This is a genomic window from Micromonospora sp. NPDC005291 (genome assembly GCF_040607415.1).
Taxonomy (GTDB): domain Bacteria; phylum Actinomycetota; class Actinomycetes; order Mycobacteriales; family Micromonosporaceae; genus Micromonospora.
Genome location: NZ_JBEXGR010000019.1, coordinates 1 through 26,144, shown reverse-complemented (window position 1 = coordinate 26,144; position 26,144 = coordinate 1). Strand labels below are relative to the sequence as shown.

Annotated in this window: 27 protein-coding genes, 2 tRNA genes and 1 other RNA gene; 12 read left to right on the top strand and 18 right to left on the bottom strand. The window is 69.3% G+C overall.

Going from position 1 to position 26,144, the window contains the following annotated elements; translation table 11 throughout:
• Nucleotides 1-8: 8 nt before the first annotated feature.
• Nucleotides 9-317 carry a YbaB/EbfC family nucleoid-associated protein gene (locus ABZT18_RS23365; RefSeq protein ID WP_030489880.1) on the bottom strand — a complete coding sequence of 103 codons (309 nt, stop codon included), beginning with the start codon at nt 315-317 and terminating at the stop codon, nt 9-11.
• A gap of 143 nt (nt 318-460) precedes the next feature.
• Nucleotides 461-1,717, bottom strand: a complete 1,257-nt coding sequence (locus ABZT18_RS23360; protein WP_354994658.1) for a hypothetical protein — start codon at nt 1,715-1,717, stop codon at nt 461-463.
• A 133-nt stretch (nt 1,718-1,850) separates the two neighbouring features.
• On the opposite strand from ABZT18_RS23360, the gene ABZT18_RS23355 reads away from it, so the two are divergent.
• The gene (locus ABZT18_RS23355; protein WP_354994659.1) at nt 1,851-2,591 is read left to right on the top strand and encodes a DUF998 domain-containing protein; all 741 of its coding nucleotides are present in this window, start codon (nt 1,851-1,853) and stop codon (nt 2,589-2,591) included.
• Here the strand turns inward: ABZT18_RS23355 and ABZT18_RS23350 are convergent.
• Both ABZT18_RS23350 and ffs read right to left on the bottom strand, forming a co-directional pair.
• The gene (locus ABZT18_RS23350) at nt 2,488-5,295 is read right to left on the bottom strand and encodes a DNA polymerase III subunit gamma and tau (RefSeq protein ID WP_354994660.1); all 2,808 of its coding nucleotides are present in this window, start codon (nt 5,293-5,295) and stop codon (nt 2,488-2,490) included. The two genes, ABZT18_RS23355 and ABZT18_RS23350, sit on opposite strands and share 104 nt — an antisense overlap.
• A 196-nt stretch (nt 5,296-5,491) precedes the next feature.
• Nucleotides 5,492-5,581: signal recognition particle sRNA small type (ffs, locus tag ABZT18_RS23345), an RNA gene on the bottom strand.
• Between the two features lie 82 nt (nt 5,582-5,663).
• Here ffs and ABZT18_RS23340 point away from each other — a divergent pair.
• A tRNA-Ser gene (locus ABZT18_RS23340) sits at nt 5,664-5,748 on the top strand.
• Nucleotides 5,749-5,833: 85 nt separating this feature from the next.
• On the opposite strand, the gene ABZT18_RS23335 is transcribed toward ABZT18_RS23340, so the two are convergent.
• The 8 genes from ABZT18_RS23335 to ABZT18_RS23300 all read right to left on the bottom strand — a co-directional run bounded on the left by ABZT18_RS23335 (nt 5,834) and on the right by ABZT18_RS23300 (nt 11,669).
• Nucleotides 5,834-5,959, bottom strand: a complete 126-nt coding sequence (locus tag ABZT18_RS23335; RefSeq protein ID WP_354994661.1) for a hypothetical protein — start codon at nt 5,957-5,959, stop codon at nt 5,834-5,836.
• A gap of 160 nt (nt 5,960-6,119) precedes the next feature.
• Entirely contained in the window at nt 6,120-6,590 is a 471-nt protein-coding gene (locus ABZT18_RS23330; protein WP_354994700.1) for an NUDIX hydrolase, read from the bottom strand.
• Nucleotides 6,591-6,672: 82 nt separating this feature from the next.
• Entirely contained in the window at nt 6,673-8,091 is a 1,419-nt protein-coding gene (locus ABZT18_RS23325; RefSeq protein ID WP_354994662.1) for a hypothetical protein, read from the bottom strand.
• Between the two features lie 735 nt (nt 8,092-8,826).
• Entirely contained in the window at nt 8,827-9,489 is a 663-nt protein-coding gene (locus ABZT18_RS23320; RefSeq protein WP_354994663.1) for a pentapeptide repeat-containing protein, read from the bottom strand.
• On the bottom strand, nt 9,482-10,192 hold the full coding sequence (locus ABZT18_RS23315) for a hypothetical protein (RefSeq protein ID WP_354994664.1): 711 nt from the start codon (nt 10,190-10,192) through the stop codon (nt 9,482-9,484). The genes ABZT18_RS23320 and ABZT18_RS23315 overlap by 8 nt, the downstream gene beginning before the upstream one ends.
• Before the next feature lie 9 nt (nt 10,193-10,201).
• Complete coding sequence (locus tag ABZT18_RS23310; RefSeq protein ID WP_354994665.1) at nt 10,202-10,903, bottom strand: WXG100 family type VII secretion target; 702 nt, start codon at nt 10,901-10,903, stop codon at nt 10,202-10,204.
• Nucleotides 10,900-11,226, bottom strand: coding sequence for a type VII secretion target (locus ABZT18_RS23305; protein ID WP_354994666.1), 327 nt, complete (start codon nt 11,224-11,226; stop codon nt 10,900-10,902). The genes ABZT18_RS23310 and ABZT18_RS23305 overlap by 4 nt, the downstream gene beginning before the upstream one ends.
• A gap of 5 nt (nt 11,227-11,231) precedes the next feature.
• On the bottom strand, nt 11,232-11,669 hold the full coding sequence (locus ABZT18_RS23300) for a YbaB/EbfC family nucleoid-associated protein (RefSeq protein ID WP_354994667.1): 438 nt from the start codon (nt 11,667-11,669) through the stop codon (nt 11,232-11,234).
• A 116-nt stretch (nt 11,670-11,785) separates the two neighbouring features.
• Between ABZT18_RS23300 and ABZT18_RS23295 the strand changes: the two genes are divergently transcribed.
• Both ABZT18_RS23295 and ABZT18_RS23290 read left to right on the top strand, forming a co-directional pair.
• Nucleotides 11,786-12,622, top strand: coding sequence for a class I SAM-dependent methyltransferase (locus ABZT18_RS23295; RefSeq protein ID WP_354994668.1), 837 nt, complete (start codon nt 11,786-11,788; stop codon nt 12,620-12,622).
• Between the two features lie 182 nt (nt 12,623-12,804).
• Nucleotides 12,805-12,999, top strand: a complete 195-nt coding sequence (locus tag ABZT18_RS23290) for a DUF397 domain-containing protein (RefSeq protein WP_354994701.1) — start codon at nt 12,805-12,807, stop codon at nt 12,997-12,999.
• Between the two features lie 134 nt (nt 13,000-13,133).
• On the opposite strand, the gene ABZT18_RS23285 is transcribed toward ABZT18_RS23290, so the two are convergent.
• A complete protein-coding gene (locus ABZT18_RS23285) occupies nt 13,134-13,814 on the bottom strand; it encodes a DUF1349 domain-containing protein (RefSeq protein ID WP_355252500.1) in 681 nt (226 codons plus the stop codon).
• Between the two features lie 201 nt (nt 13,815-14,015).
• Here ABZT18_RS23285 and ABZT18_RS23280 point away from each other — a divergent pair, with 201 nt between their 5' ends.
• Together ABZT18_RS23280 and ABZT18_RS23275 are read left to right on the top strand one after the other, a co-directional pair.
• Nucleotides 14,016-14,570, top strand: a complete 555-nt coding sequence (locus ABZT18_RS23280; RefSeq protein WP_354994670.1) for a hypothetical protein — start codon at nt 14,016-14,018, stop codon at nt 14,568-14,570.
• Nucleotides 14,571-14,662: 92 nt separating this feature from the next.
• Nucleotides 14,663-15,157 carry a hypothetical protein gene (locus ABZT18_RS23275; RefSeq protein ID WP_354994702.1) on the top strand — a complete coding sequence of 165 codons (495 nt, stop codon included), beginning with the start codon at nt 14,663-14,665 and terminating at the stop codon, nt 15,155-15,157.
• 14 nt (nt 15,158-15,171) lie between these two features.
• Here the strand turns inward: ABZT18_RS23275 and ABZT18_RS23270 are convergent, their stop codons facing one another.
• Both ABZT18_RS23270 and ABZT18_RS23265 read right to left on the bottom strand, forming a co-directional pair.
• Nucleotides 15,172-16,734: an alpha/beta hydrolase gene (locus ABZT18_RS23270; protein ID WP_354994671.1), complete on the bottom strand. Its 1,563-nt coding sequence runs from the start codon at nt 16,732-16,734 to the stop codon at nt 15,172-15,174.
• A gap of 41 nt (nt 16,735-16,775) precedes the next feature.
• Complete coding sequence (locus tag ABZT18_RS23265) at nt 16,776-17,936, bottom strand: serine hydrolase domain-containing protein (protein WP_354994672.1); 1,161 nt, start codon at nt 17,934-17,936, stop codon at nt 16,776-16,778.
• 110 nt (nt 17,937-18,046) lie between these two features.
• Between ABZT18_RS23265 and ABZT18_RS23260 the strand changes: the two genes are divergently transcribed.
• On the top strand, nt 18,047-19,267 hold the full coding sequence (locus ABZT18_RS23260) for a sensor domain-containing protein (protein WP_354994673.1): 1,221 nt from the start codon (nt 18,047-18,049) through the stop codon (nt 19,265-19,267).
• Nucleotides 19,255-19,902, top strand: coding sequence for a response regulator transcription factor (locus ABZT18_RS23255; protein WP_354994674.1), 648 nt, complete (start codon nt 19,255-19,257; stop codon nt 19,900-19,902). The genes ABZT18_RS23260 and ABZT18_RS23255 overlap by 13 nt, the downstream gene beginning before the upstream one ends.
• 53 nt (nt 19,903-19,955) lie before the next feature.
• Here ABZT18_RS23255 and ABZT18_RS23250 read toward each other — a convergent pair whose 3' ends face one another.
• Nucleotides 19,956-21,569 (bottom strand): carboxylesterase family protein, encoded by a 1,614-nt coding sequence (locus ABZT18_RS23250; RefSeq protein ID WP_354994675.1) that lies wholly within the window; start codon nt 21,567-21,569, stop codon nt 19,956-19,958.
• Between the two features lie 182 nt (nt 21,570-21,751).
• Here ABZT18_RS23250 and ABZT18_RS23245 point away from each other — a divergent pair, with 182 nt between their 5' ends.
• Nucleotides 21,752-22,687 (top strand): TetR/AcrR family transcriptional regulator C-terminal domain-containing protein, encoded by a 936-nt coding sequence (locus ABZT18_RS23245; protein WP_354994676.1) that lies wholly within the window; start codon nt 21,752-21,754, stop codon nt 22,685-22,687.
• Nucleotides 22,688-22,703: 16 nt separating this feature from the next.
• Here the strand turns inward: ABZT18_RS23245 and ABZT18_RS23240 are convergent, their stop codons facing one another.
• Nucleotides 22,704-23,336, bottom strand: a complete 633-nt coding sequence (locus ABZT18_RS23240) for a TetR/AcrR family transcriptional regulator (protein WP_354994677.1) — start codon at nt 23,334-23,336, stop codon at nt 22,704-22,706.
• Nucleotides 23,337-23,460: 124 nt separating this feature from the next.
• Here ABZT18_RS23240 and ABZT18_RS23235 point away from each other — a divergent pair, with 124 nt between their 5' ends.
• Together ABZT18_RS23235 and ABZT18_RS23230 are read left to right on the top strand one after the other, a co-directional pair.
• Nucleotides 23,461-24,378 carry a TIGR03620 family F420-dependent LLM class oxidoreductase gene (locus tag ABZT18_RS23235; protein ID WP_354994678.1) on the top strand — a complete coding sequence of 306 codons (918 nt, stop codon included), beginning with the start codon at nt 23,461-23,463 and terminating at the stop codon, nt 24,376-24,378.
• Between the two features lie 59 nt (nt 24,379-24,437).
• Nucleotides 24,438-25,187 carry an SDR family oxidoreductase gene (locus tag ABZT18_RS23230; protein WP_354994679.1) on the top strand — a complete coding sequence of 250 codons (750 nt, stop codon included), beginning with the start codon at nt 24,438-24,440 and terminating at the stop codon, nt 25,185-25,187.
• Between the two features lie 58 nt (nt 25,188-25,245).
• Here the strand turns inward: ABZT18_RS23230 and ABZT18_RS23225 are convergent.
• Nucleotides 25,246-25,332: transfer RNA gene (locus ABZT18_RS23225), tRNA-Ser, on the bottom strand.
• Nucleotides 25,333-25,407: 75 nt separating this feature from the next.
• On the opposite strand from ABZT18_RS23225, the gene deoD reads away from it, so the two are divergent.
• The coding region (gene deoD / locus ABZT18_RS23220) for a purine-nucleoside phosphorylase (RefSeq protein ID WP_355252497.1) at nt 25,408-26,144 on the top strand (737 nt) is incomplete at its 3' end.

Sequence of the window (26,144 nt, the reverse complement as noted above, 5' to 3'; positions counted from 1 at the left end):
CTGCCGGCTCAGAAACCGGGCAGGCCGAGGCCGCCCATGCCGCCGGCAACCGGGCCCATCTTGCGCTCGGTCAGCTCCCGTGCCGCCTCGGCGGCGTTGTGCACGGCCGCGACGACCAGGTCCTCCAGCGTCTCCACGTCATCCGCGTCGACGGCCTTCGGGTCGATCTTGATGGCCTTGAGCTCACCGGAGCCGGAGACGGTCGCAGTGACCAGCCCGCCACCTGCGGTGCCGGTCAGCTCGGCCTCGGCCAGCTCGGCCTGAGCGGCGGCGATCTGCTGCTGCATCTTCTGCGCCTGCTTCAGCATCTGCTGCATGTTCGGCTGTCCACCTGGGCGCACGGATGGCTCCTTCTCGCACTCGTCTGCTCGGCCGCCGCCCAGCCTAACCGCTGGGACCGACCCTGCCCCCGCCCGGTGCGTCCGCCCGCGCCGAACGTGCCGGGCGAGGGCAGAGCGGCTCAGATCCGGTCGTACTGCTCCCGTACCAGCGACTCGACAGCGGTGACGGTGTCCGACGATCCGCCGACCGCGCTGACGACCACCACAATCTCGTCCTGCCTGGCGACCGCCCAGACGCCTCCTTGGTCGTCAGCGACGAAGGCCATCGCGCCCGGAACGTCGTCGATCTCCACCACCTCGCCGGGACTTTCCTGCTGGAGATCGACGTAGGACCGCTCAAAATGGTTGGCCGACCCAACCGAGCTGAACTGGACCAGGGTGATCGTCACGGAGGTGGCATCGCGGCGGGTCCACGCCGTGCCGGCGGCGTGCAGCACCTCGTCGCGTACCTGCGCGGCGAGCAGCAGCGTCCCAGCATCGAAGACCGGCAGGATCCGACCGAAGTCGACCTGGTCGTCGACGGCGGCCGGATCGGCGGGCTTCGAGTCGGACGGAGCCGCAACCACCAGCGCACCGAGATCGGGGTGCAGGTCGACGGCCGGATGAGCCGCGTACCAGATCACCGTGACGAAAACCGCTGCGGCGACGGCACCCGCCACCACGCCGGCCACCGGCCCCGGACGCCGCCACCACGGCGCCGTGGCCGGCCGCGCGCCCAGGCGCGGACTCTGCCAGACGAACGATGTCGTATCCGCCGAAGCCTGCGGGTCACCCACGGCGGATTCATCGACGCGTGCCACCTCCTGGTGCGGCGGTGCGGTCGAGACCGCTTCCGGTGCTGGTGGCGCGGCGGGGCCGGCCGGCGTTGGGGCCATCGGCAGGGTCGAGACGGCGCCGGCCAGCAGCAGCATCCCAAAGAGCGCGAGCCACAGGCCGCCGAGGAAGTTCGTGCTGGGGTAGTCGTCAATCGCAAAACCGCTGGCGTCGACGGCCGCACCGCCGGGCAGGAGGTTGGCGACCGCCAGCACCACGCTGAGCAGCGCGGCGGCCAACCGTACGGCGGGACGCCACGGCGGCCGCACCCAGGCAACCACGAGCATCGCCAGCAGGAGCGCCCACCCGACGTACAGCACCGGCCAGAAGCCTGCGAGGTCGGTCAACGCGTACGTCCGCACTTCGGTCCAGGTGGTCCGGCCGACCAGCCTGTCCATCGAGTCCTGACCCTCGTGTACCGCCACCCATGGCATCGATCGCGCCTGAGCCAGGGCCACCAGACCGACGACCGTCATCGCCGCCGCCTTGGCGTGTCGGCGGCCGAACCTGACGGTGCCGGCGGAGTCCGACGTGCTCCGCTCCGGACTCGAGGTGATCTTCACGGCGCACATCCTGACAGCGCCCCAAACACTCGTCCACCCCGTTCGGAATCCGTGAAGGGTACGGCTACCACTACCCGCAACGGACCGTCTGCGGGTAGTGCGCCAGGCGCCGCCGAACTGGTCTGCTCGTGGCATGAACCTCAACCGCACCGGCCGGGTCGGCGCGCTCTGCTGGGTGGCGGCCGTACCGATCTTCCTGGTCGCCAGCCTGGTCACCGGGCTGCGCTGGCGACAGCCGACCTACAGCTGGGCCACCCAGAACATCAGCGACCTCGGCAACGTCCACTGCGGGATGTGGGACACCAGCCGGCCCCGCTACGTCTGCTCGCCCTGGCACCCGTTGATGAACGGAGCGATGCTGACCACCGCCGTGCTGCTCGCCGCCGGGCTCCTGCTCACCTGGCGGATCCTCGGTCGGGGCGGCGTGGTTCGGTCGGCCCAGTCGCTCCTGCTGTTGGCCACCGGCGGGTACGCCCTGGCGGCCATCTACCCGGCGGACGTCGACGAGAACCTGCACGTCCTCGGCGCATTCCTGATCATGGGACTGGGCAACGTCGGCCTGCTCCTCGCGGGCTTCGCACCGGGCACCACGATGCTGGGCCAGCGGCGACGACTCACCCTCACCGCAGGGCTCATCGCTCTGGTCGGGACTGTGCTGTTCTTCGCCCAGCAGGGCGTCGGGATCGGGGTGGGCGGCATGGAACGGGTCGCCGTGCTGCCCTTCCCACTCTGGGCCTGCTGCCTCGGTGTCCTGCTCGCCGAGAGACCAGCTAGCGGGCGTCGACCTCGTCGATCTTCTCGGCGCCGAACGTCTCGCGGAGCAGCCGTACCGCCTGCTCCTCGCTGGACTCCCTTGCGGTCTTTTCGTCGATGACCTCGTCCAGCGGCTCGTCGCCCGGGTCGAACCCCTCGTAGGTCGGGGTGGCCGCCGGCGCCGCACCAGCCGGCCGACCACCGCGCACCGGGCCGTCGAAGTCCGGGTCGTAGGGCGGCTCGCCGGCCCATTCGGCGTCCGCGGTGGGCCGGGTCGCCGCTGCGGTACGCGGACCGCGCCCCGCCGCCGCAGCGCGGGCCGCGGCGATGGCACTGCTCACCGGCGCACCACCGGCTGTCGCCGGCTGCCGGGCCGCAGGTGTCGGGTTACCCGCCCGTCCGTCCGGTTTAGCGGTCGCCGCGCCAGAGCCACCTGAGCCGCCACCGTTCAGTCCCGCGCCGCCGCCGTTCACCACGCCGGGGCCGCCGTCGCTCGATCCGGTGCGGGCCGCGTCGGTGCCGTTCACGCTGCTCGGTGCAGGTGCCGAGCTGGAGCCGCCCGAGGCGGGGGCGCGGTCGTCCACGGCAGCGCCGCCCGGCCGGGCGGCTTCCGGCCAGTCCTCGCCATCCGTCGCCTGGGCGGCGGGAGCGTTGCCGCCGGGGCGAGCAGCCTCCGGCCAGTCGTCCTCGTCGTCCGCTGACGACGCAGCGGGCTGAGTAGTCGTCGAGCCCGCAGCAGTGGCCGTGGTCGGCGGAGTTGGAGACGCGTTGGTCGAGATGGGCGACGCGCTCGCCGGGGCTGGCCGGGCATCCGCCGGGGCGGACCGGGCATCCGCCGGGGCGGACCGGGCATCCGCCGGAGTAGGCGGCGCGGCAGCCGCAACGGGCGGCGCGGCAACGGGCGGCGCGGCAACGGGCGGCGCGGCGGGCTGCGAGCGCTGCGGGCCGGACAGCGACACGCCACCGCGCTCGCCGGCCACCTCGCAGCGGATCTGCCAGCGCCCGCCCAACTCCTCGTAGAGCGCGTCGGTGAGCACCGCCGCATGGTCGGCCATCATCTTGGCCAGCACGGTCGACTTGACCGTCAGCACCAGCATGTCGCCGTCGAGTTCACGTACCACCGCGTCACGCATCAGGGCGGCGATCCGCTTGTTGGTCCGGTTGACCTTGCCGACCACGTCGGGCCAGGCGCGGCGGACCGCGACCGCGTCCAGCGCCGCGGCCGGCGCACCCGGGCGGGGAGGCTCTGGTGTGGCCGGGTCGGGGAGCACCGCCGACGGCGGCACCACGCGACGCGGGGCCGGCGAGCCAGCGCTCGGTCCGGCGGGCGAGACGGGTACGGCCCGATCAGCGGGAGCCGACCCTGCGGCGGTCGACGCACCGGGTGACACCGGGATCGGCGAGTCCGCGGCCGAGGGGTGCGCGGCCGGTACACCCGACGCCGGAGCGTTCGGGACCTGAGCAGCCGAAGCCGGAGCGCCCGGGGCCCCAGCGTGCTGGGTCGGGGACGTCGCCGGGTCGACCGCCCACGGCGGTGCCGAGGTCGGGGCGTTGACGGGTGCCGGGGTGGCGGCAGCCGGAACCGGGGTGGCGTGCTGTGGGCGTACCCCCGGGTTGGTGGCCGGCGCGGAGCCGGCGGCGACCGACGGCGCGTCGGTGCCGCTCAGGGTGAGCCGGCGTTCCATCCGCTCAAGGCGCTGGAGCAGGCCGCCGGTGGAGTCGTCCGCGCCGGGCAGCAGCATCCGGGCGCAGATCAGCTCCAGCAGCAGGCGGGGCGCGGTGGTGCCGCGCATCTCCACCAGACCGTCGTGCACGATGTCGGCGCAGCGGGAGAGCGTGCCGGGGCCGAGTTGTGCGGCCTGGGCGGCCATCCGTTCGATCTGGTCGGCGGGGCCGTCGATCAGGCCCTTCGCGGCGGCGTCCGGCACCTGCTGGAGCACGATCAGGTCGCGCAGCCGCTCCAGCAGATCCGACGCGAATCGGCGCGGGTCGTGCCCGGCCTCGGCCACCCGGTCGACGGTGGCGTACGCGGCGGCGCCGTCCCCGGCGGCCAGCGCGTCGCACATCTCGTCGATCAATGCGGCGTCGGTGACCCCGAGCAGCGCGGCGGCACGGGCGTAGCTGACCCCTTCCGGGCCGGCGCCAGCGATGAGCTGGTCGAGCACCGAGAGGCTGTCCCGGGCGCTGCCGCCACCGGCGCGGACCACCAGCGGGAAGACCGCCGGCTCGACGGCGACGCCCTCAGCCTGGGTGAGTTGCTCCAGGTACGGGCGGAGCACCTTCGGCGGGATCAGCCGGAACGGGTAGTGGTGGGTCCGCGACCTGATCGTGCCGAGGACCTTCTCCGGCTCGGTGGTGGCGAAGATGAACTTGACGTACTCCGGAGGCTCCTCGACCAGCTTGAGCAGGGCGTTGAAGCCCTGGGTCGAGACCATGTGCGCCTCGTCGATCACGTAGATCTTGAAGCGGCTGCTGGCCGGCGCGAAGAAGGCACGCTCGCGCAGCTCGCGGGCGTCGTCGACACCGCCGTGGCTGGCCGCGTCGATCTCGATCACGTCGATCGAGCCGGTGCCGTCGGTGGCCAGCGAGCGGCAGGACACACACTTGCCGCACGGCTCGGGGGTGGGGCCCTGCTCACAGTTGAGCGAGCGGGCCAGGATCCGGGCGCTGGAGGTCTTGCCGCAGCCGCGCGGGCCGGAGAAGAGGTAGGCGTGGTTGAGCCGCCCGCTGCGCAGCGCCTGCGACAGCGGCTCGGTCACGTGCTCCTGACCGATGACCTCAGCGAAGGTACGCGGCCGGTACTTGCGGTAGAGCGCCAGCGTCACTCGTCCCGCCTCCTCTCGACCGAGCCATTCTGCGCCGGTCGAGCGCGGGTGACCACCCACCCCGCCGCCTTGACGCTGGGTTGCCGCGCTTGGTTTGCCGCGCTTGATCGACTCCATGTCGGCGACATGGCGGTATCCAGGGTCCGGGACAGCCCCACATCGGCGACTTGGAGTGGATCGAGAGCCCCGGAGACAAAAAGGCCTCCCGTGCACCCGGCAGAGCTCGCTTATCCTTGCTGCCTTCCGGCCCTGGGGAGGTTCACGAGATACCGCCGCACGGGAGGTGCCGCCAAGCCTACCCGACCGCCCGTCGATCTTCAGGGGGTGGTGGGGTGGCCCGGCCGACGGGGGCCTGTATCCTGGCTCGCGGAGGATTCGCCTAGAGGCCTAGGGCGCACGCTTGGAAAGCGTGTTGGGTTTACACCCTCACGAGTTCGAATCTCGTATCCTCCGCTCGCCTGAGCACGAACGACAGGGCCGGCCCCACTGGGACCGGCCCTGAGTCGTCTCTACGGTCGCTCTCGTCTGAGTCGTCGTCTCACTTGCCCTGTTCCGGCCGGTCTGGCGGCGGTCCGTCGCTGCTCTCCCCCGGCCCGCGCGGCGGGTCGCCCCAGAGAAGTCCGCCGAGCTGCTGGGCGATGTCACGGCGTACCTGGTCGGTCATGTGCGGAACCATCTGTGCCCATGATCCACGGGCGCAGATCCGGCACAACTGACACCGACAAGGGCTGTCAACCGCTGTAAGGCAACGCCAGAGCCGGCCCAGGGGTTCAGGGTTCAAGTCTCTGAAGAGCGCACTATCGCCAATGCATAAATTGAAGGCGTCAAGATACCCCTGTGAGGTGACCCTTCAATGTAGCGAGAAGGGCGGCCGACAGAGTGAACGCATCAGGTATAAGTCCAGACGAAATCTCGCTACGCAGTTCGTGCGTTGTAATCCAGCGCATGCCATGAACCTCATCAGTGTCGACCGGCCTTGTCGGCATGCGGGAATAGCGGGCCAGAAAGGCGTGCACCTTTGAGGCGAGTAAACCCGAGTTCGGGGCGACCTCACCAAGTGAAACCAGCTCGTCCGGCGCCGCACCGAGCTCTTCGATCAGTTCATCCAGCGCGCTAGCACGGACATCGTGAACCTTGCCAAAGCCGCGCGGTATGCCCCACTCCCACTCGCCCAGCGAATACCGGAAGGTTCTGACTAACCCCACGCGGTTATTCCACAGAGGCAGCACGGCGACTCCCGGCCGCCCTCGTGACTCAACTACGCGTAGGTACGTTCCTCGTTCTCCATTAGGCATCGAGACTTCATCGTCATAAACTTCTATAAAGCGATTGGCGTACACGCGCCTCTCCTGCAGACGGACGATAGGAACCCGATGCTTATCCAACTGGTCCTCCGATTTCGTCTTGCCACGACGCCGTGCCTTCTGATACCGATGACTCCCACCTCATGTCCGAGCGCTCTTTGAGCAGAGGGCGTAGGCGAGAGTCTGATTGAGAGATCAGCCACTCCGCCCCTATTGCCACCGCCGCACCAGTGAACGCGGCCAAGATCGCTGTGATTGCGCCAGGGCTTGACCCGGATATGAGATTTTGGACGCTATCACCCGACATTGCAACGACCGCAGTGGGCAAAGACCCGGCTACGGCGATTGTCGTCAGTTTCCGTCCTCCCAGGTTGCTCACAAAGACCTGCTCTTTGTGCCGTCGAAGAAGTACGTCTAGCCGATCGTTTGGCGCAGGCAGGTCGCGTAACTCCTCCCACAAGGCGGGCAGAGAAGCCCAAGTAATCCAGTTATTTCGGGAGGGATCGCGAGAAAGAGCAATTAGCTTTTGGACAGGGACCTCGTCGCCTTGGAGACCATCGGCGGCAACAAGTGCATCATCCAGGGTGGGAATGTCAACCTCGCCACCCGTACTCAACAAAGACTCCGACAGTACTTTGGAATGCGCGAAGTGGACCTGCGAACGAGCATGGGCTACCGCTTCGGATGCCTCGGGGTGACGCTTTCCGTAAATATCAAGGAGATGGGTCCATGCGCTGCGGGTATTCAGGTCGAGGCCACCCTGACTCGTCGCCTCTGTTTCCGCCGCTCCCGCCGCAGACGCCGAGCCTTCTTTCTGAACATGGCTCAACAGCCATTGCACCAGATCGTCCGCGTCCATCCGGCGCGACCGGAGAGCGTACATCAATCGTACGACGAGGTCGCGGTACCTATTTTGGGCGGTCGGTACGGTGAGAGTCGGTTTACCCGCGCCCTGAATGGCCTTGTCAAAATTCAACAGCCCCTTGATGCGGCTCGAAACGGCCGGGTCTACTAGACCATCCACATCCCTAATAAGGGAGGGATCTGTCGCTTGTCGGCCCGTTAGGCAATTCGCTAGCTCGATCCTGAGGGGGTAGTCGGCGTTGATTTCGGGCCAACCTGAGAGGATGAAGTTCTCATTTCTCATCAAGGCAGACGCGAAGGCGTTGGTTAAGGTGAACCGATTAGGGGCTTCGAGTAGTGACGGGCGATGGAACCTGACTTGCACTACGTTGCGTCTTACAAGATTCAGGAAGCCTAGTGCGTCCTCTCCGTTGTCGGATAAGAGCTTGAGGAGGTAAGCGTTGTCAAAAGCTTGCGACTGCGTAAGAACGGGCCTTGTGTTTCCGACAAGAAGGCCCAACATGACCGTCCCCGCAGCGTTCACCGTGTTCTGCGCCAACTGAGCGAGGCTCACGGATTTTACGTCGAAACGGGTAGTGTCGAGTGTCGAGTAGAAGTCCGCTTGCCGAAAGACCGGTTGTTGGGCCATTCAAACTCACCCCCCGAGCGTCCCGCTATTTCGCGATGGCATCCGCGGCATATCGCTTAAACCCAAAAAGCGCCGTAAAGCCCGATGCCCGTAGTTTGGTAGTTCGGCGCGCGACGATTGCCCCGGTTCGATGGCGCCACCACATTCACTGGGCTCGGACATAATGATCACTGTCCCGGTCGGCGGTCATGGGAGCAAGCGAGCGGTGCATGAAGGAACCGAACGTTCCACTGCCTCTTGCCGTAACGGCTGATCAATCGCTGCTTCGTGCCAATCCGGTGCTCGTGTTCACCTGGCTGTCCAGTGGTGGCTCCGCGGGTACTCATAGATGACGTCATCATTCGGCCCGCCGCCGCGGACGTCGACGTGCTCGACCAGCCGTTCCTCGGTCTCGCCGGCACCGGCCCGTCGTGGACTTACGTCTGGGCACCCGGCTCGTGCTGCCCTGACTGACCCTGCTGGGCAGCCTTCTAGATCAGGATGATCGGCCGCCGTCCTGCCCTCGTCTCACTTGTCGTCTCGTTCGTGAACGTGCGGGGGCGACTGTAGACGAACGGCCGGTCGAGTTGACCTAGGTGGCGAACCGGCCCGATCGAGCGCGTATGGGGCCGAGCAGAAAGCGTGTTGGGTTTACACCCTCACGAGTTCGAATCTCGTATCCTCCGCTCGCCTAAGCAGCACGAACGACAGGGCCGGCCCCACTGGGACCGGCCCTGAGTCGTCTGCACGGTGGCGTCAGCCCACGACCTGGACGCTCTCGGCGCCCTGCGCCGAGAGCCACGCCTCAAGTTCGGCGCCACCGAGGGACCGGGTCGCGTCCTTGTCGACGAAGACCGGGCCGACGACGGCCCCCTTCGCACCTTCGAACTGGCAGCCGTGCATTTTCGCGCCACTCAGCACCGCGGGCATGCTCGCGCCGCCCAGCGTGCACCACCGCAGGCTCGCGAATTCCAGATTGGCGTCGCGCAGATCGGTTTTGTAGAGCTTGGCAGAGTTGAGAATGGCGTGGCTGAGATCGGCTCCTGCCAGAACGGCATCGTCGAGCTGCACCGAGAACAGCCGCGCCGAGCGGAACAGCGCTTTCCTGGCCGAACTGCCGACCATTTCCGCCTTGGCCAGGTCGGCGAAGGAGAAATCGGAGCCCTGCATCTCGGCGTTATTCAGGTTGGCGTCGCCGAGGTTGGCCTCCTCGAACCGGACGCCGACCAGATGAGAATTGGCAAGATAGGCGCCAAGCAGGTCGAGACGGCTGAGATCGGCACCACGAAAATCGAGAAAATCACCCGACAGGTACGTCGTGCCTGGTGCAGCGGCCAACCATTCCTCAAGCGCTTCCCGGGCGTCCGGGTTGTCCGGCCAGCGGATCACGTCGGCGCCGCTTCGCTTGTATCTACTCATTGTCGAACACCACCTTGCCGTCCCACTCCGGTCGATCAGCGACCCGCGTCCTGAGGTCGGCCAACGCACTCGGCGACAGGCTCCTGGTGTTGAGAATGACGTTCTGCCCACCAGCCACCTCGTCGGCAAGTTTCTGCTCGAACTCGTCGCCATCGTACCGGCCCTTCATACCCTCGGGCATCGGCTCACCGGCCCGCCGCCCTGCCGGGAACAAATCATTGGGCGACTTGACGTCCCAGTTCTCACCATTGGAGTCGAAGAATTCTCCCTGATCCTTCTGGAATGCCGGATCCGAGTTGTCGAGCTCGGCCCGGCGAATCGGCCCCGGGATCTTGCCATCCGCCTCTGCCGCGAGCCCGACCTCGGCCTCGATCCGGGACTTCGCGCTGATGTTGCCGTTGTGCGCCGGGTCGGCGGCGAGTTCCTCCACCCGGCGGTCGTACTCGGGGGTGCCGGGCTGGGGGCTCTGGTATCCGTCGTCGCCGCCGGAGGGGCGGCCCGGAGACGTGCTGGAATCCCCACCGGGGCGACCCAGTCGCGCCTCCTCGGCGGTTACCTCCTGAGCCCTGCCGACGTTCTCGGGAACCTCGCTGGAACTGCGACGTCGCTGGCCCGGAACGCCGCCGTCGCCATCACCGTCACCCGGGCGCGACGGCGTGCCGCCGTCGCCGTGCCCGCCGGGGGGTGTCTTGGGTTTCGCCATCGTCGAGGGCTAGCCGTTCAGCAGCTTGGAGAGGTTGGTCAGGCTGGAGATCAGTGCGGCGACGTACGTGAGGATGCGTCCGGCCCACTTGACCACGGCCGCCACGATCTGCGCGGCGATCAGCGGGATCGTGATGACGAAGATCGCCTCCACGGCCCACACGATCACGCGCGCCACCAGGTCGGCAATGAGATCGCGGACGACATCACGGGTGAACGCCACCAGGTTCCCTGCCGCCTGGGTGGCCGCGGCCATCGCAGCGGAGATACCGCTCAGCCCGTCGATCGCCGTCACGTTGTGTGCCATCACGCCCTGGTACGCCGTGGCCGCCTTGCCCTGCCAACTCGGCAGGTCCGCACCGAGGGATGACCTCAGATCGGTGGCCATGCTCTCCAACTCGGCGGCCATGTTGTCCCAGGTGGCAGCGTGCGAAGCGACCACGTCCGGCATGCCGGTGAGCTCGTCGAGGACCTGGCGCAACGGCTCGAAATACTCCATCGCCCAGCCCAGCCCGTTGGCGAGCAGGGCGCTGAGGGGATCCAGCACCGTCGCGACGGCCTCGACGCCGAACGCCGCACCGGCCAGGAGATCGTCGACCCAGCCCTCGCTGTGGATAGCGTCGACCAGACCTTGGAAGCTGTCGGCCGCGGCCGCGCCGGTCCACGGCTTGTGGGTCGACTGCACGCCGGCGATCAGCGACGCCTCGCTCATGACACCGCGTCCAACTGGCTGCCGACCTTGCGGATCGTGGTGTCGGCGTCGCCGTCGGCGCTGTCGTAGTTGTCGGCGGTCGTCCCCAACCCTTTGACCACCAGGGACAGGTTCTCCTCGACATAGGTGATCAACTCATCCTGGCGGTTGTGTCGACCTTCCAGGATGCCCGAGATCCACCCACACAACAGCCCGTACGCCGCGTCGTCCTGGGCGATGTGGGCACTGGCGTTCTTGACCGCGCTGAAGCGGGCGCGCAACGCTTCGATGTTGCGCGCGTGCTGGCGGATCTGTTCGGCGTCGACCTCGAACCCGTCGCTCACCTAGCTCACCATCGGCCGTGCTGCTCGTCCGGCACGTCCACCGCGGGATCGGCATCACGCAACTGCTGCCCGACACGCTCGGCGATGGCGCGTGCCGCCGCCGACTCGGTCCCCAGCGTGTCGCCGATGATCTCCTGAGAACGATCCGCGAGCTGCCGCTTGGCAACACCGATCGTGCTCATGATCGCTCTGGCAACGACGTCGGGTGCGACCCGTTGAATCCGCTGAGTCAGCCGCAGATCGACCAACGCGCCCACGGAGTCGACAGTGACCTCCACCAGCCCGTTGTCGTCGGCAAGCGTCACCCGCAATTCCTGGATCCGGTCGCTCATCGCATCGGTGGCGGCCGACAACTGGTCGAGACGGCCTTTCCAATCCGCCAGCCGCTCCATGGCGCCGCCCGGGTCCAGCAGGCCTCCGGTGGGTGGAACGTTGGCTGCCATGCGTCCCCTCGGTCGCTCAAGGTGATCATGCTTAGCTGAGGGAGATTAACATGTGCCGACCGTCCACCAGAGACTTCGCGGTTGTCCCCGCACGATCCTGTGGTCTCATCGAGACCATGGCGGACACAACGTGGGAGTGGGACGAGACGTTGTACGCGGGCAGCGCCGGCCATTACAGCGTCGGTCGCCGGCCCTACCCGCCCAGCCTCGCCGACGCGATCGCCACCGCACTCGACCTCGACGGCACCGGCCGGCTCCTCGACGTCGGGTGTGGGCCCGGATCCTTGACGCTGTTGCTCGCGCCCCTGTTCGAGGTGGCGGTGGGCGTCGACGCTGACCAGGACATGCTGGTCGAGGCGCGGCGCAGAGCAGCCGAGTTCGGAGCGACCAACGTCGAGTGGCAGCACCTACGCGCCGAGGCCCTGCCCGCCGACCTGGGCACATTCCGGGTGGCCGCGTTCGCCCAGTCGTTCCACTGGATGGATCGACCGCACGTGGCCCGGCGCGTCCGCGACATGCTCGCGCCCGACGGGGCCTGGGTCCAGGTCCACGCCAACACTCACCAGGGTGTGGCCGACGACGCCCCACTGCCGTACCCCCGGCCGCCCTGGCGGCAGATCGACGACCTGGTCGCCTCCTATCTGGGACCGGTCCGCCGGGCCGGGCAGGGATGGTTGCCCGCCGGCCTACCCACCGGCGAAGAGGTGGTCATGCGGGACGCCGGCTTTACCGGTCCCATCAGAGTCGAGGTCGACGGAGGCATGATCGAGGAGCGCTCTGTGGACGAGATCGCCTCGGCGGTTTTCTCCCTGTCCAGCTCGGCTCCGCATTTGTTCGCCGACCGACTCCCCGTCTTCGAGGCGGATCTGCGCGGCCTCTTGTCCGCCACGGCACGAGAAGGCCGCTTCGCCGAGCGGCGACGCGAGGTCGCCGTCGTGATCTGGCGGCCCTGACCTTTCATCAGCCGCGAGCGCGGGCCCAGGAGAGGAAGCGCTATCTCGACAATCAACTCCAGGGACAAGTGGCTAGCGACCCCGAGGACATCGCGGCCATGATGGCGGCATGGGAGAACGTGCGCGGCGAGGCGCTGTCCCACTGGCAGTCGGTCGATCTCTATCACGGAAGTGGCGGAGACATGGAGCTGAACGGCGCCCGGTGGCGCAAGAGCAGCCACAGCAGCGGCAACGGCGGCGCATGTGTCGAGGTCGCCGACAACCTCCCCAACGTCGTCGTCGGCGTACGGGATTCCAAGGACCCGAGCGGCCCGGCGCTGACCTTCGCGCCCGCAGCCTGGCGCGCGTTCGTCACCCAGCTCGCCGGGCGGGACTGACCGAGACCCGTAGATCGACGCCGGCCAGCTCGGAATCCGTCGTACACATGTTCTATCCACAGGCTGTGGACGGCGGAGGTCCGGTGGGTCATCAGCCCGCCGGTGGTCGCGCCAGCGCCTGGAGATCGTCGTTGTCAGGAGCCGTCGCGGAGGTCGGCGAGGCGTGCGGGTCGGAAGTGGATCTCGTCAAACGTCGCGCTGCACCCCTCGCCGGTCGGTGACTGGCCCGCGAAGCCGATCCGGTCACGCGACGTCTCGCCATCGAAACCGAACACGCGGATCAACTGCCAGGTCCTGCCGTCGAGTGAGGCGTGGTAGGCGTAGACCCGGCCGATTCGCGAGACCCGCAGCCACACCGACCGGTCGGCTACGACGAAGGCGTTCGCGTCATCGGCAACACCCCGGCAGATGACGGACACAATCATGGGCTCACCCTCAGGCGAGAACTCGAAGCACAACTTGCCCCAGCACCGCTCGTCGCGCCAGACCAGGAGCACCCCGGCGTCGAAGGTCGCGCCGAAGGCCACGGTGACCCGGGCGCTGAACTGGAAGTCGCCCTCCGGCGGCAGGTCGCCGAGCAGCGTCGCCGCGTTGAGGATGGGCTCCGGGCTCGGCGCGGTGTTCTCGCCCGCGGTGCTGTCGCCCGCGGTGCTGTCGCCCGCGGTGACGGAGCCGCCGCTTGGGTCGATGAAGATGTCCGTTCGCGGTTGCGCCGACACCGTCACGGAGCCGGTCTCCTCATCGACCCGCCAGAGCCCCGGGGACGAGGGCGCGAGCGGAGACGGCATTCCGGGGACGGTCAGTCGATCAGCCATGCAGGCGACGGTACAACCGGTCCCGGCAGGGAACCGAACCACGGCTGGGCGATGACGCCCCGCTACCCGTGCCCGTCCGCTGAGCAGGACTGGGCAGTCCCGCCACCGCTCGACGGGTACGGTCCGGGGATCGACGCCGGCGACCCCGGGATCCCGTCGTACACATGTTCTATCCACAGGCTGTGGACGACGGAGGGTTCGATGGGTTACCAGCTCAGCGCGGTGGTCGCTGACGCCGAGCTGCTCCGCGAGCAGGCGGTCGAGCTGGATCACGCGGTCCTCGGTGAGCTGCGCCAGGATTTCGCGCTGCTGCCGGTCACCCCGCAGTTGGTGGTGGAGCTGACCGGGTCGCTGCCGGATTTCGCGACGGACGACCGGAGTGCCGAGCATCCGTTCGGCCTGGTGTTGTCGCCGCCGCTGGTCGAGTTGCTGGCCCGGTGGTCAGAGCTGGGGCCGGTGGCGTACCTGGAGGCGGAGTTCGGCGGTGGGGCCGGCTACCAGTCGGCGGCGGTGTGGCTGGGTGGGGCGCTGTCCTGGGGTCCACACTTCGACGACGTGTTGGACGCGCCGCGCGAGCAGTGGCCGATCAACACGGCGCTGACCCGGCTCGGTGTCGAGCCGGGATCGTGGATCGACCCGTTCGCCGAACTGGGGTTACACCTGGAGCGGAACACCGACGGTTGGCTGGCGCACGGGCGACGTCGACTCAGCGCCGATTACTGGGATGAGCTGGTCGAGCAGTGGGAAAACCAGTAATCCGGCGACCGGCAGCAACCTGAGGGCTCCCGTCCCGTTGTGGAGTGGGGGATTCCATGAAATTGCGACAATTTGCGTTTATTGCCATGCTGATGACGGCTGCCTCGATCGCTGGCAGCGGCGTACCGCCAACCGGGCCAATCCCGGACGGCCGGCCCGCCGGCAGCGTGGAGATCATCGACCTGAACGGCCTGCGCAACATCGAGTTCGGTGCCACCGAGGACGAGCTGACCCGCCGGGGCATCCTGCGTACCGACCTGGACGCCTGCGGGCCGATGCTCGCCGGCCACGACACGACCAGCCCGGTCTTCGTGGAGGACAAACTGGTGCTGCTCTGGGTCGGGGACCCGATGCGGACACCGGAGGGCATAACGACGGGCTCACCCGTCGACCAGGTCTGGGCCCGCTATCCGCAGGTCACGCGACTTCATGCTCCACAGGGGACACACCGCCTCGACGGGCTGCTCGCCCGCAGCGGCGACCGCGCGTACCTCTTCCTGCACGACGGGCGCACCGTCCGAAAAACCATCGCCGGGTACGCCGACTGGGCCCGCCGCCTATTCGACGAGGGTGCGGGCCCGTGCTGACCGGCGCAGACTGATCAAGGGGATTTGGTGCCGACGCAGTCGAGGTCGTTGGCCGGCAACTTCCCGTCGGCGAGATAGGCGATGACCACACCGTCCACGCACCCGTTGCCGTAGTTGCCGAAGACACCATGGATTCGAGCATCGTGCAGGGTGAGCAGCCGAGAGCCGGTGAGCGCCCGGTGCATTGCCTGGCCGGACCTGTAGATCGTGCGGGTGTCCCCGGTGGACTGCACGATCAGGGCGGGCACAGCGTTCTGCAGCACGATCGGCCGCTCCCGTGGCTGCTGCGGCCAGAACGCGCACGGGCTGATCGCCCTGGTGAACTCCCCGAACCGGGGCTCACTGGTCCGATGCTGACGGATATCCCGCCAGTAGTCCCCTGGATCGCGGGGCACCGGCACATCCCCACAGAGGATCGCGGCCTGCACGCTGCCCGTTGGCGACTCGGCACCGGTCAGCAGAAACGACAGCGTGTCGGCCAATGACGCGGTGGGTGTCGCCGAGCCCGACGTCGCGGCCTGCCGAAGCACCTGGACCGTCTCGGCGAGGTCGGCCTGGGTCTCCTCCCGGTCGTCGCTGAGCCGGTTGAGCAGCAGGTACGGCAGCGACTGCCGGTCGACCCGGTAGGAGCCCACCCGCAGCGGGCGGCGGGTCGCGGCGGCGAAGATCCCGTCCACGACGGCCAGCACCTGCTGGCCGGAGCTGCCCAGGCCGTACCGGTCATGGTGGCGAGCCGCCCAGTCCGCCCAGTCGCGCAGTGCTATTTCGTTCGCGGGCCCGGCCTCGCGCAGCACCCTCGCGCCGTAGCTCGCCGGGTCCACCGCGCTGTCCAGGACGACCCGATCCGCGCGCTCTGGGAACATCTGGGTGTAGACCGCACCGAGGTATGTGCCGTAGGAGTAGCCGAGGTAGGACAGCTTCTGCTCGCCGAGCACGGCCCGGAGGAGGTCCATGTCACGGGCCGTGTTTCGGGTGGTGACGTGCGGCAGGACACTCGCATTCCGCCGGGCACACCGGACCGCCAGATCCCGTTCGAACGTGGTCAGCCGGTCGAATGTGGCCTGGTCCGGCCCGGCCGAGCGGGTCCAGGTGCCGGTCGGCCAGCCGCAGTTCAGTGGGGTGCTGCGACCGACGAACCGGGGATCCAACCCGACCAGGTCGAACCTCGCCCCGACGTCGCCCATCCACTGTCGTATCGGCAGGACATCCGACATCGCCGGCGCACCGGGACCGCCGGTGTTCAGCAGCAGGACGCCGACCCGGCGCGTGGTGTCGGTCGCCGCCAGCCGGGACAGCGCGAGGGTGATGGTGCTGCCACCCGGGCGGGCGTAATCCAGCGGCACGGTCAGCTCGGTGCAGGTCGCGCCAGCCCGGTCCAGCTCCGCACCGGCCTGGTCGGCCGCACCCCGCTGACAGGTGTGCCAGTGCAGGCGTTGTCGCTCGTAGCTGCTCAGGCCGTCGGCATCGACCCGCGCCGAGCCGGCGACGGCGGCGCTCCCGACGCTGACGGTGACTCCAACGGCGGTCAGCACCGCCATCGTCCTCATCGCGCTGGTGATCCCACCATTCCAGGTCATCTTCGTCTCCTTTGTCGTCGGTGAGTGCGTCCGGCGGTGGCTCACCGGGCCTCACACAGGGCGGTGTGCAGGGTCGTGGACATCGCCAGCCAGCTCTCGTACGACGCCGGTTCGTCGTTCACGACGAGTTGTGCGCGTCGACCGTCGGCGGTGACACCGCCCAGAGTGCGGAAGCCCGGAGTCGTCCCACCGTGCCCCCAGTACAGGGCTCCGTCACAGCCGGCCAGCGGCGTCGAGATGATCCCGAGCCCATATCGGGCACCGGGCCAGAGCCGGTCCGGATCGGTCGGCACGGTCCGGGTCATCTCGGCGAGGCGGATCGGGTCCAGCAGTTGACCGCCGAGCAGCGCGGCGAAGAACCGGTTCTGGTCGGCGAGGGTCGAGACCAGCGCCCCACCAGCCCCGCCGAACGACATGTTGAACTCGGTGACATCTCGCCGCTGTTCGGCCGCGCTCAACGCGTAGCCGCGCGGATGAGCCCCCCGGATCCGCACCGAGTCGCCGGGCCAGTAGGTATCGCCCAGGCCCAACCGCCCGATGATCCGCCGAGAGATTTCCACGCCGATGTCGCGGCCGGTGACCCGCTCGACGATCAGGCCGGCGAGGACGTAGTTGGTGGTCGAGTAGTGCCAGCTCGTGTCGGGTGGCGGCTGGGCCAACGCCATCGCGACCAGCTCCGTCGGCGGAAAGTGCCGATATCGCCATCGGTCCACCCGGTCCCAGTCCAGCGCATCGACGTGGTCAGGCAGGCCACTCGTGTGCCGCAGCAGATCGCGGACGGTGATCCGCCGGCCGTCGTACCCGTCGCCTCGGACCAGGCCCGGCAGGTATCTCTCGATGGGGGCGTCCAGGCCGAGACGGCCCTCGGCGACGAGTTGCAGCACCACTGTCGCGGTGAACGTCTTGGTCGAGCTGCCGATCCTGATCCGTTCGTCGACCCGGATCGGTCGGCCCGTTCGTAGGTCAGCCCGGCCGCTGGCGTCGGACCAACGGCCGCAACTGGGTCCGTACACCTCGATGGCCGCGCCGACCAGCCGGTGGGTGGCGGTCAGATCGTGCAGCGCGGCCGTCGTCGCTGGCAGGCTGGAGCACGCGGGCCCGGGTGGGCGGGCGGCGGCCGGCGCTGTCGCGCCGCCGAGGGTGAGCATGACAATCCCCGCGAGCGCGCCGAAACGCCGCCTTCGTCGTGTCGGTGTTCTCATTCCAACGACGCTAGGGACGGCCGGGCGGACCCACGAGGGAGCAGAGACCCCGATCAATGGTGTGGCTGGCTACACTGCCCCCGCCGCCATCGCGGACGGAGAATATGACGATGCGGCGGGCATGGTTGGCGACGACGTACCTGGTGACCGGCGGGGCCACCGCGGTCGCGTCGGCGGTCGCGATCGGCGCGCTGGCTGGGGCACTTGGGTTGAGCCTCGTCCTGGTCGGCGTCGCGCTGCTGCCCTCAGCCGTGCGCGTCCTCGGGTCGCTCGCCGAATTGGAGCGACGCCGCGCCGACCGGCTGCTGGTCACGCCGGTAACGGCCATGCCTCGGGCACCGGCTGGATCCCCGGCTGCCCGACTGTGTGCCGCCGCGGGTGATCCGGCCACCTACCGGAGTGCCGCCTGGCTGACCGTGCACGCCATCGCCGGGGTTCCGCTCGCGGCCGGGGTGCTGCTGCTCTGGCTACTCGCGCTGGGTGGGCTGATCGTGCCGCTGATGTGGTGGGCCGTGCCGGTCGAGGCGCCGCTCACCTTCGTCGTCCCGATCACGAGCTGGGTCGAGGCCCTGCTGGTGCCACCCCTGCTCGCGCTCGCCGCGCTGACGCTCCTCCGGTGGGTCGTCCCGGCCTTCGCCGTGGCGTACGCGCTGGCCGCGCGGGCGTCGTTCGCGCCGTCGCCTCTGAGCCGGTTGGAGCGCCGGGTCACGGAACTCACCGCCACCCGGGCCGGCGCACTCGACGCCCACGCGGCCGAGCTGCGGCGGATCGAGCGCGACCTGCACGATGGCACCCAGGCACGGTTGGTGGCGATCGCCATCCACCTCGGCGTCGCTCAGAGTCAACGGGCCACCGACCCGGCGCTGGCGGACCAGCTGATAGACCGGGCGCGGACGAGCGTCGAGGCCGCGCTGACCGAGCTGCGCGCTGTGGTGCGGGGCATCTACCCGCCGATTCTCGCCGACCGAGGGCTGCCAGGTGCGGTGCACGCGCTCGCCGCCGACTGTCCGGTGCCGCTCACGGTCCGGGTCACCCCGCTGCAACGACTACCGGCCGCGCTGGAGAGCGCCGCCTACTTCGTCGTTGCGGAGGCGCTGGCCAACATCGCCCGACACAGTAGGGCGACCGGTGGTGACCTGCGGGTGGAGCACCGGGCGGGCCAACTGGTGGTCAACGTGACCGACGACGGCGTCGGCGGCGCGCAGTCATCGACCGGCACCGGCCTGACTGGCATCCGGCGCCGGGTCGCCGCGCTGGACGGCAGGGTCGAGCTGAGCAGCCCGATCGGCGGTCCGACGGTGCTGCGGGTGGAGTTGCCGTGCGCGTCCTGATCGCCGAAGACAACGTCCTGCTCCAGGAAGGGCTCAACCTGCTGCTCAGCACCGCCGGCTTCGAGGTGACGGCTGCGGTGGACGCACCGGACGACATCATTGCGGCGATTGACCGGCAGCGACCGGACGTCGCCATCTTGGACATCCGACTGCCGCCGACGTTCCGCGATGAAGGGCTGCGGACCGCGTTGACCGCCCGCCGACAACACCCGGGGCTGCCGGTGCTGCTGCTGTCCCAGTACGTGGAGCGTGCCTACGCAACCGAACTGCTCGCCGACGGGCGAGGTGCCGTCGGTTACCTACTCAAGGACCGGGTGTCCCGGGTCGGGGAGTTCCTCGACGCGTTGCGTCGGGTCGCCGCTGGCGGCACCGTGCTGGACCCGCAGGTCGTGGCTCAACTCGTCGCCGCCCGGCGCAGCCCGCTTGCCAACCTCACCCCACGCGAACGCGAGGTGCTCGCGCTGATGGCCGGAGGCAGCACCAACACGGGCATCGCCGCCCAACTCGTGATCACCGAGCGCGCGGTGAGCAAGCACATCGGAAACATCTTCACCAAGCTCGACCTTCCGCCCGACACCGACGTGCACCGCCGGGTCGCCGCCGTGCTCACCTTCCTGAACGACCCGAGCCGGTGAGCGGGCCGGTCCACCGAGGGCCGACCCACTCGTCGCCCGCGCAGACGACGGCATCAGCGACGGAACGACCGCCAGAAGTCGTACGAGTGGGCCGCCGCGAAATCCGTCGTACCCGTTCCTCCGCCACCGGCGAACACCCGCACGTACGGAGCGTCGCTGCGCAGTCGGGGCCAGCCCGCCCGACCCGTCCGGGCGAAGTCGCTCCAGGTGCGGACCATGTCGTCGGAGAGCCGCCGCTGGGTCGGCGTGAGCGTCTCGGCGTAGTTGACCGTGAACAGGTACGGCAGTTCAGCGCAGTGGTATGCGCCGGTGCGGAAGGTCGGCTCGGGCCCCTCGGTGAAGAACGGCGCATCCTCGTCGGCGAACTCGTACACGAACGTCGGCACCCGCCGAGCGAACGCCAAGGCGGCGGAGTAGACCGGCTCGGCGTAGTCGTGATCGGTCAGCACGGCACCCAACGTCTCGCTGGCGGAGTGCCGGTGCTCGCGCGGGTAGCGGGCCAGCACCTCCTCCGCCCGGTCGCCGAACATGGCACGTACCTGCTCGCGGTACTGGTCATCAGTGAGCGGGCACGACTCGGGCTCCTGCCCCGGCTCCGGCGGCTGCGGGCAGTTCAACCCACTGCGTTCCATGCCCCACACCAGGAGCCGGGACTCGTCCCGGTTCATCCCGGTCAACACCGGCACCGGATGCAGTCGCCCGGTGGCCAGCGCGTCTGCCGGGTCCACCGGCAGGGGTTGGCCGTCGACGACCGGGCCGAGGTCGACACCGGCACCCGGATAGCCGGCCGTCTCGATGAGCCGGGCGGGGTCACGCCCGCGCAGGCAGGCGACGACAGTGCCCGGATCGGTGCAGCCGACCCCACGGGCAAACTCCTCGGCCGCCTCGACCGCCTCAGTCCGGGACTGAATTGGATTGGCGCACGAGTTGCTCTGGATGATCACCCGATGGAACAGGCCGGCCGACGCCGGCGCGGCGAGCTGTGCGCAGACGCTGGTCGCCCCGGCGGACTGGCCGAACAGGGTGACGTTGCCCGGGTCACCGCCGAAGGCCGCCGCGTTGCGCCGCACCCAGCGCAGCGCCGCCTGCTGATCCTGCAACCCGAAGTTGCCAGTAGACCCGCCCGGACCAGCGAGCGCCGGATGCGCCAGGAAGCCGAGCGCGCCGAGCCGGTAGTTCACCGTGACGACGATGACGTCGCCACCGGCCGCCAGCCGCTGCCCGCCGTACCCGTCACCACTACCGAACCGGAAGTCCCCGCCGTGCAGCCACACCATCACCGGTCGGGGCGTTCGAGCGGCGGTGCGTGGGGTGGTGACGTTCAGGTGGAGGCAGTCCTCGGACTCCGAGGGCCGGTCCATCGGTAGCCCCTGAAGTTGGGCGCAGGCGGCACCCGGCTGGGTCGCGTCGCGGATGCCGGTCCAGACCGGGCCCGGTTGCGGCGGGGCCCAGCGCAGCGCGCCCAGCGGCGGACGCGCGTACGGGATGCCCTGGAACGACCGGTGGTCCGCCGAGACGGTGCCGCGCACCGCGCCCTGGTCGGTCCGGACGACGGCCGCGCTCCGCCGGTCGGCGGCCGCCGCGGCCGGGCCGACGACCATCGCTGGCGCAAGGAGCGCGACGGCGCCTAACGCGAAGACCCACCGGGGGTACGGGTTCCTGGCCATGATTTTTCCCCTTTCGTCGAAACCGGTACGGCGTACGCACCGGGCTGGGGCGAGCATGCCGACCTGGCAACCAATCGGCCAGGGAGCTCTAGTACGCCTTACCAGCAGACCTACGAGCATCGAGGGGACGGCGATTGGCGCTCTAGTGCGCTACGGTCACTTCACGACCGGCGGGAGGCCCCGTGACGGAGATCGACGAGTCCACTCCCCCATATCTGCGCATCGTCGGGGAGTTGCGGCAGCGCATCACCGCAGGCGAGTTGAGTCCCGGCGACCGGGTGCCGTCCACCCGGCAGATCGTCCGGGAGTGGGGGGTCGCCATGGCGACCGCCAGCCGTGCCCTCACCGTGCTTCGGCAGGAGGACCTGGTCCGCGCGGTGCCTGGTGTCGGCATGATGGTGACCGGCTCGGAGCCGACCACGCCCGGTCGGGGCGCACGGGCCGACGGCCGGCGAGGGCCCGCCCGAGGGGTGACCCGCGACCAGGTGGTGCGGACCGCCACGGAGATCGCCGACGCCGAGGGGTTGGCGGCGCTGAGCATGAGGCGCATAGCGACCGAGTTGAACGTGCCGACCATGTCGCTGTACCGGCAGATTCGCGGCAAGGAGCAGCTTCTGCTGCTGATGGCGGACGCGGCCTTCGCCGCGCATCGGCTGCCCCACACGTTCCCGCCAGGATGGCGAGCCCAACTGGAGTTGCTCTGCCAACTTCAGTGGTCGATCTACCGGCGGCATCCCTGGCTGGCTCAGGTCATCTCGCTGACCCGCCCGCTGATGGCACCGCACGCAGTCGCGCACACGGAGTGGGCTCTGCGCGCCCTCGCCGGGCATGGCCTGGACGAGCACACCCAGCTGCACCTGGTGGTCGCGCTGGCCAACCACGTTCGCGGCACGGCGGTAAACCTGCAGCAGGGGGCCGAGGCGGAACAGGACACCGGCCTCACCGACGACGAGTGGATGGCGACCCAGGCCGACCTGCTGACCGCGCTGTTCGTGGCCGGCGAGTTTCCACACATGGCCCGGCTCGCCCGGTCGGCCATCGACCTCAACGTCGACAGCCTGTTCGAATTCGGCCTGCAACGGCTGCTCGACGGGGTGACGGAGCTCCTCAAACGGTGATCGCCCGTCGCCGGACTCACGCCGTGTGGGTGGCCTGCTCGGGCAGCCGTGCCCCGGACGCGGCGGCGAAACCGGCAAGCGCGATCTCTGCCGCCTGTTGCAGGTCGCCCCTGCTGACCCCCGCGGCCGCGTGCACCGACTGCCCTTCGGTGACGATCATGACGAAGCGGGCGAGCGCGGCCGGGTCGGCGTGCGCGGGTAGGTCGCCTTCGGCGACGGCGCGGGCGAACCGGTCGGCAAGGGCGCCTTCGCCGGCCAGGCGGCTGGCGGCGAGGAACCCGGCGATCGGCGCGTTGTCGGTGGAGCAGGCGGTGCCGCCCTGGATCGACAGGCAACCAGCCGGACGGTCGGGCCGGGTCACGGCGAGCACGTTCTCGCGCAACAGGGTGGCGACGACCTCGTACGCGGTCGGCTGGGCGAATGCGTCCCGCGCGTACCCCATGTCCTGTTCGGTGTAGCGGGCCACGACCTTGCGGAAGAGCTCCTCCTTGCCGCCGTACGCGGCGTAGAGGCTGGGTTTGTTGATCCCCATCGCGGCGGTGAGGTCACTCACCGATGCGCCCTCGTACCCCTGACGCCAGAACACCTCCACCGCGCGTTCCAGCGCCTCGTCGGCGTCGAAACCCCGTGGTCGCCCTCGCTGCGGCACGGCCCACCACCTCCCACGATCCATGCTACCCGTGACGCAACCGGTCGGTACAGAAATTTGCGGGCCAGGTCAGGGGTTGCTATGGTCATATCAGTACCGCTCGGTACACAATTTGGAGGACGGCGTGACGACTCGACTGAACACCTCGCTGCCCGCGGTCGGGCTCTGGAGCATGGAGCTGCGGGGCGCCGCCAACCCGACCGTTCGGGAAGCGGCGACCGAACTTGACGAGCGGGGCTTCCGGGCACTGTGGGTGCCCGGCCTGGACGGCGGCGGGGCCGTCGACGACGTCGGGCACCTACTGACGGCCGCACCGCACGCCACGGTCGCGCTGGGAGTGCTGGCGATCTGGGGCCAGGACCCGGTTGCCCTGGGTGACCGGCTGGCCGCGCTGGACGCCGCGCACGGGCCCCGGGCGGTTCTCGGCTTCGGGGTGAGCAACGCCCACTCCGCCGCCCAGGCGGGCCAGGACTACGGCCGACCGGTGGAGTCGATGGACCGCTGGCTGGACGCCCTGGACAGCGCGCCCCAGCCGGTCCCTGTCGAGCGGCGCATCCTCGGCGCGCTCGGGCCGAGGATGGCGGACCTGGCAGCCGATCGAACAGCCGGCTGGCATCCATTTCTCGTCACTCCGGACTACACGGCGACCCAGCGAAAGCGCGTCGGGGCACAGCCGCTGGTCGCGCCGCACCTGGCTGTCGTCCTCGACGAGGACCCGGACCGGGCGCGCGCCGCCGCCCGGGCGGGAATCGGGATGTTCATCGGCTTCCCCACGTACCGGGCCAACCTGGCACGCCTCGGATTCACCGACGACGACCTGGTCCCCGGCGGCAGCGACCGCCTGATCGACGCCCTGGTCGCCTGGGGCGACCTGGACGCGGTGGCGACGCGCATCCGGGAGCACCTGGACGCGGGCGCGGACCACGTCGCCCTCCACGTGCTGCGGCCCGACGACCCGGATCGGCCGGCGCTGCCCCTGCCGCAGTGGCGCGAGTTGGCCACTCTCCTGCCGAGCTTCGCCACCACCCCCGCCACCCATTGACCACCGGCCAACACGACAACCGGCCGGACCAACCGCACCCCAACCTGAGGAGATCCATCGTGGGACAGCTTGACGGCAAGACCGCCCTCATCACCGGAGGCACCACGGGCATCGGCCTGGCCGCCGCCCGCCGCTTCGCCGCCGAAGGCGCGTACGTCTTCATCACGGGCCGGCGCAAGGGTCCGCTGGACGAGGCAGTGACCAGCATCGGCGCCAACGCCACCGGCGTCGCCAGCGACGTCAGCAACCTCGACGACCTGGACCGGGTCATGCGGGCGATCGAGGCCCGGGGCGCAGGGCTGGACGTGGTGTTCGCCAACGCCGGCGGCGGGGAGTTCCTTCCGCTCGGCTCGATCACGGTCGAGCACATCGCGAACACCTTCGACACCAACGTCCGCGGCACCCTCTTCACCGTGCAGAAGGCCCTGCCCCTGCTCAACGAGGGCGCCTCAATCGTGCTGTCCGGCTCGACGGCCGCGGTCAACGGCACCCCAGCCTTCAGCGTCTACTCCGCCTCCAAGGCCGCCGTCCGCTCGTTCGGCCGCGCCTGGGCCGCCGAACTGGTCGGCCGGAACATCCGGGTCAACACCCTGATCCCCGGCCCAACCAAAACCCCGGGCGTCGCGGGCCTGGCGCCCAGCCCCGAGGAGGCCCCCGGGCTGCTGCAGGCCATCGCCTCGGGTGTGCCCATGCGCCGGATGGCCCATCCGGACGAGATCGCCAACGCCGCGCTCTTCCTCGCCTCGGACCAGAGCAGCTTCATGACCGGCGGCGAGCTCTTCGTCGACGGCGGCCAGCAGCAGCTCTGAAAGCGAAAACGCCCGGCCGATCCTCGCGGATCGACCGGGCGTTTCTGCATTTCAAGAGCGGTGGCGGAGGGATTTGAACCCTCGGAGGGCGTTAACCCTCACACGCTTTCGAGGCGTGCTCCTTAGGCCGCTCGGACACGCCACCGCCGACGAGGGTACAGGACCGCCGGTTCCGACGCCGAACCGGTATCACCCGAGCCGGCCTGGCAGGATCTTTGCCATGAGTACGCACATCGGCGCGAAGCCGGGCGAGATCGCCGAGCGGGTCCTGATGCCGGGCGACCCCCTGCGGGCCAAGTGGATCGCAGAGACCTACCTCGAGGGCGCCACCTGTTACTCGACGGTCCGGGGCATGCTGGGCTTCACCGGCCGCTGGAACGGCGTCGAGGTTTCCGTCCAGGGCTCCGGCATGGGCATGCCGTCGGCCTCCATCTACGCCCACGAGCTGATCAACGAGTACGGCGTGAAGACGCTGATCCGGGTCGGCTCCTGTGGCGCCCTGAGCACCGACCTCCAACTGCGCGACGTGGTGGCCGCGATCGGGTCGTCCACCGACTCGAACATGAACCGGATGCGCTTCGACGGTCTGATCGACTACGCCCCGGTGGCCGACTTCGGGCTGCTGCGTACATCGGTCGAGGTGGCTGAGCGGCGCGGCATCACCATGCACGTCGGGCCGATCCTGGCGGCGGACGCCTTCTACACCGACCGGCCGGACCTCTACGACACGCTCGCCGACTACGGGGTGCTGGCGGTGGAGATGGAGTCGGCGGCGCTCTACACGATCGCCGCCCGGTTCAAGGCCCGCGCGCTGACCGTGCTGACCGTCAGCGACCACATCAAGACCGGCGAGAAGACCACCTCGGAGGAACGGGAGCAGACCTTCAGCCAGATGGTCGAGAGCTGGTGCTGGCCACCGGGTCGTACGCGTTCGTGCCGCCGGTGCCCGGCGTGGAG

Coding starts and splice junctions, on each gene's coding strand:
- ABZT18_RS23295 (WP_354994668.1), top strand. CDS start 11,786: ATGGCGGACACAACGTGGGAGTGGGACGAGACGTTGTACGCGGGCAGC.
- ABZT18_RS23280 (WP_354994670.1), top strand. CDS start 14,016: ATGGGTTACCAGCTCAGCGCGGTGGTCGCTGACGCCGAGCTGCTCCGC.
- ABZT18_RS23315 (WP_354994664.1), bottom strand. CDS start 10,192: ATGGCGAAACCCAAGACACCCCCCGGCGGGCACGGCGACGGCGGCACG.
- ABZT18_RS23355 (WP_354994659.1), top strand. CDS start 1,851: ATGAACCTCAACCGCACCGGCCGGGTCGGCGCGCTCTGCTGGGTGGCG.
- ABZT18_RS23270 (WP_354994671.1), bottom strand. CDS start 16,734: ATGACCTGGAATGGTGGGATCACCAGCGCGATGAGGACGATGGCGGTG.
- ABZT18_RS23325 (WP_354994662.1), bottom strand. CDS start 8,091: ATGGCCCAACAACCGGTCTTTCGGCAAGCGGACTTCTACTCGACACTC.
- ABZT18_RS23310 (WP_354994665.1), bottom strand. CDS start 10,903: ATGAGCGAGGCGTCGCTGATCGCCGGCGTGCAGTCGACCCACAAGCCG.
- ABZT18_RS23290 (WP_354994701.1), top strand. CDS start 12,805: ATGGAGCTGAACGGCGCCCGGTGGCGCAAGAGCAGCCACAGCAGCGGC.
- ABZT18_RS23275 (WP_354994702.1), top strand. CDS start 14,663: ATGACGGCTGCCTCGATCGCTGGCAGCGGCGTACCGCCAACCGGGCCA.
- ABZT18_RS23335 (WP_354994661.1), bottom strand. CDS start 5,959: ATGACCGACCAGGTACGCCGTGACATCGCCCAGCAGCTCGGCGGACTT.
- ABZT18_RS23320 (WP_354994663.1), bottom strand. CDS start 9,489: ATGAGTAGATACAAGCGAAGCGGCGCCGACGTGATCCGCTGGCCGGAC.
- ABZT18_RS23265 (WP_354994672.1), bottom strand. CDS start 17,936: ATGAGAACACCGACACGACGAAGGCGGCGTTTCGGCGCGCTCGCGGGG.
- ABZT18_RS23300 (WP_354994667.1), bottom strand. CDS start 11,669: ATGGCAGCCAACGTTCCACCCACCGGAGGCCTGCTGGACCCGGGCGGC.
- ABZT18_RS23330 (WP_354994700.1), bottom strand. CDS start 6,590: ATGCCTAATGGAGAACGAGGAACGTACCTACGCGTAGTTGAGTCACGA.
- ABZT18_RS23365 (WP_030489880.1), bottom strand. CDS start 317: ATGCAGCAGATGCTGAAGCAGGCGCAGAAGATGCAGCAGCAGATCGCC.
- ABZT18_RS23285 (WP_355252500.1), bottom strand. CDS start 13,814: ATGGCTGATCGACTGACCGTCCCCGGAATGCCGTCTCCGCTCGCGCCC.
- ABZT18_RS23260 (WP_354994673.1), top strand. CDS start 18,047: ATGCGGCGGGCATGGTTGGCGACGACGTACCTGGTGACCGGCGGGGCC.
- ABZT18_RS23250 (WP_354994675.1), bottom strand. CDS start 21,569: ATGGCCAGGAACCCGTACCCCCGGTGGGTCTTCGCGTTAGGCGCCGTC.